1 protein-coding gene is annotated in these 2,302 nt (G+C 59.8%); it reads left to right on the forward strand.

Translation table 11 applies throughout. The annotated features are described in order from the left end of the window. Window positions 1-593 precede the first annotated feature (593 nt). Window positions 594-2,243, forward strand: a complete 1,650-nt coding sequence (locus ACFFIC_RS11375) for a carbohydrate-binding domain-containing protein (RefSeq protein ID WP_377050312.1) — start codon at window positions 594-596, stop codon at window positions 2,241-2,243. Window positions 2,244-2,302: the final 59 nt, after the last annotated feature.

A 2,302-nucleotide genomic window follows, 5' to 3' on the forward strand; every position in this document is an offset into this window, starting at 1 on the left:
ACGATCCACCCTCTTCGCCTTCATCGAAGGCTTCTATAATCGACAGCGCCTCCATTCAGCGATTGGCTACAAAGCGCCAGCTGAGATGGAACAACTCGCCGCGGCCGCGTAGGCCTTAACCCGTGTCCACCGCAGCGGGGGAAGGTCAATAGAACCTCTACTTCATTGCTAGGTCGCTTGCCGGCGACCCACGCCATCCCGTGGGCGCTTGCTTGATCGCTGATGAACAGAAGCATTCAGCGCCTACGACGCTTGGCAGCGTCGGCTTCAGGAGTTTCTTTAGAAAGTCATCTGTCGAGTCCCTAAAACCTCGAAGTACATCACAACACCGAGACCACGGCGCTTTTTGTGTTGCCAATGAGCACGCCACAGCATGGCAACTTTGCTCGGAGCGTGTTCCATTAGGTATAAAGTCTGTTATATCACGAATGCGTGATGGTGATTTTGCTGAAATGATCTGTGCCGCTGTTTCGCGGGTCTTACTGGCTGTTGCTCGCCTCCAACCCTGATAACTCCTCAACCCGAAATCGCAACGAAACGCTCCATGGCCGCAAGTCCGCTGGAGCCGCTCGAGCAGGAGGAAGGGATCAGGGATGACGACGTTAACTGTCGGAGTTGGCAAGCAGTACACCACCATCGCCGCTGCCATTGCCGCGTCTCGTGACGGCGACGTGCTCGCGGTGCAGGCGGGCACCTATACAAACGACTTCGCCACCATCAACACCAAGATTACCATCGAGGGCGTCGGCGGCATGGTTCGCCTCAACGCCACTCAGGCGCCGCCGAATGGCAAGGCAATCCTGACGACCAACACCGATGTGACGATCCGGGATGTCGCATTCTCCGGTGCGAAAGTTGCCGACGGCAATGGTGCCGGCATCCGCTACCAGGGTGGCAACCTGGTCGTCGAGGACTGCCTGTTCGAGAACAATCAGAACGGCCTGCTTGCCAACCCATCCACCACCGGCACCATCACGATCAGGGACTCCGAGTTCGCAAAGAACGGCACAGGCGACGGCTACACTCACAACCTCTACGTGGGCGAGATTGCCAAGCTCAGCATCGATAACTCTTATTTCCACGACGCGATCGTGGGCCACCAGATCAAGAGTCGCGCCCACGAGACCATTGTCACTCACAGCCGGATTGCGGACGGCGCCACCGGAACCGGCAGTTACTCCATCGACGTGCCAAACGGCGGCAAGGTCGTGATTGCCGACAACGTTATCGAGCAGGGTGCCAAGTCCCAGAACCCCGCCATCATCCACTTCGGCGGGGAGGGAACCGCCTATTCCGGATCGAGCATCTCCATCACAGGCAACACAGTGGTGAACGATCTTGCCTCGCCCAGCGCCTCGCTTCTACTCAACGCAACTTCGGTTCAGGCCTACGTCGCCAACGACTCTGTCTTTGGTCTGGCAGCCAACCGCATTGCTGTCGGACCGGCGCAGGTGTTGGCCATCACCAAGCTTGCCGCCCGGCCCGTTTCCGACCTGTCCCACCCCTACGATGGCCTTGGGATGGACGGGGTTCCTCAGCCACCCAAGTCCATGATCCTGCCGCCGTCCCTTCCGGTGCCGACCGACCTCATTATCCGCGTCTCCGAGGATGCTTGGCAGGGGGATGCCCAGTTTACCGTTGCCGTCGACGGCAAGCAGATCGGCGGCATCCGCACTGCCATCGCTTCCCACGCCGCTGGCGAGCACAACGATGTTGTTATCAGTGGCCTCGCCACCGGCCAGCACCAGGTCTCCGTTACCTTCCTCAACGACGGTTGGGGCGGGAGCGCCGCCACAGACCGCAATCTCTACGTGGACAGCATCGCTTACGCCGGCCAGGAAAAGATGGTCGCCGCGGCGCTCCTTCGCTCTGGTACCTCCACCACCACGGTTGGCACCAACCCGCCCGCCGCGGCCCACAGTCTGACCCTCCACCTTTCGGAGGATGCCTGGCAGGGCGATGCCAAGTTCAACGTCCTGGTCGATGGGAAGGTAATCGGAAGCGGCACGGTGACGGCCTCCCACGCGAACGGGGCGACCCAGGATTTCACCTTTAACGGCCTGACGGCGGTACCTAAAACCGTCGGTGTCGCTTTTCTGAACGACGGCTGGGGTGGTTCCGCCGCCACCGACCGCAACCTCTATGTCGATGGCATCACCATTGACGGTCACGACCTGACGAACGATGTTGCAACCATTCTGCGGCCTGAAACCGCAACATTCAACGTCGATCCCTGGGGCTAGATGTTTGATCCCAGGGTTTGATGGTGCAGTCTTTTCCCCTGAGTGGAAGGACGCACTAT

The sequence above is a fragment of the Muricoccus vinaceus genome, from assembly GCF_042433125.1.
In the GTDB taxonomy this organism is placed as follows: Bacteria; Pseudomonadota; Alphaproteobacteria; order Acetobacterales; family Acetobacteraceae; genus Roseomonas; species Roseomonas vinacea.